General features: G+C 66.4%; 1 protein-coding gene. It reads right to left on the minus strand.

Features of this window, described 5'->3' with window-relative positions; genetic code table 11:
• Positions 1–133: 133 nt before the first annotated feature.
• A complete protein-coding gene (metX, locus tag DBR22_RS11415) occupies positions 134–1,249 on the minus strand; it encodes a homoserine O-acetyltransferase MetX (RefSeq protein ID WP_108599111.1) in 1,116 nt (371 codons plus the stop codon).
• Between the last annotated feature and the right edge of the window lie 14 nt (positions 1,250–1,263).

Below are 1,263 nucleotides of genomic sequence, written 5' to 3' on the forward strand. Positions count from 1 at the left end.
ATCAACCCCGAAAAATGCAGGCCCTATCTGCAAAAATGCACAGGCCTCCTGGGCCTGGCCGCTCCGTCAGCCGGCTCCGTCAGTCGGCGAGGTGCAGCCGGCTCCGTCAGTCGGCGAGGTGCAGGCGGCTCCGTCAGTCGGCGAGGTGCCGGCGGAGCGGGCCGCTGAGCTGGCCGATTTCCGTGAGGAAGCCGTCATGGCCGATAGGAGCCTGGATCACGTGCACGTCCACGTCGCCGGGAAGGGCATCCGCCAACTCACGGGACTGGGATGGGAAGTAGAGCCGGTCGCTGTCCACTGCGGCCACGAAGAACCTGGCGGTGGCACGGCCAAGCGCTTCCTCAAGGGAACCGCGTCCGCGGCTGATGTCGTGGCTCATCAAAGCGTCCGTGATGGCGATGTAGCTGTTGGCGTCGAACCGCCGCACGAGTTTCGTGCCCTGGTGGTCGAGGTAGCTTTCCACCTGGTAGCGGCCGCGCGTCCCCAGCGCTTCAGCCTGCAGCGGCGATTCGGCAAGCTGGGCTGCCCGTCCGAACCGGCCATGGAATTCAGCGGCCGAACGGTAGGTGATGTGCGCGATGCGCCGTGCCAGGGCCAGTCCGTCCTCGGGGAGCGGGCCACCGTAATAGTCGCCGTCGTTGAAGTTGACGTCCTGGCGGATTGCCAGGGTCTGCGCCTGGGCAAACGCGATCTGTTCGGCGGTGCTTGCTGCGCCGACGGAAATAACGCCACAGCGTTGCACGCGCGCGGGGTAGGTGACCGCCCATTCGAGGGCACGCGCGCCGCCCATGGAGCCGCCCAGCACGGCAAACCAGCTGCCGATGCCCAGCGCATCTGCCAGCCGGGCCTCAGCCGCAGTGGTGTCGCGGAGGGTCACCAGCGGGAACCGGGACCCCCATGGTTTCCCGTCAGGGGCTTCCGAGGACGGCCCGGTTGAGCCATAGCAGCCGCCCAGGATGTTGATGGAGACCACAAAGAACCGGTCAGTGTCCACCGGTGCGCCGGGTCCGGCGAGCTGTTCCCACCAGCCTTCCTCGTCGCTGTCCCCGCGGGTCACATGTGTGCTTCCGGTCAGGGCGTGCTCGATGAGGACAGCGTTTGAACCATCGGCATTCAAGGTGCCCCAGGTTTCATAGGCCAGGGTGACATCCGGGAGGTAACCGCCGGCTTCCAGCTGCAGTCCGCCGATGGTGGCATAGCGGACAACCCCGTGTCCGGGGGCCGCTGTTCGGGAAATCGTTATCGTCATGGCAGGACCTTTTC

The sequence above is a fragment of the Arthrobacter sp. HMWF013 genome, from assembly GCF_003061105.1.
Lineage (GTDB): Bacteria > Actinomycetota > Actinomycetes > Actinomycetales > Micrococcaceae > Arthrobacter.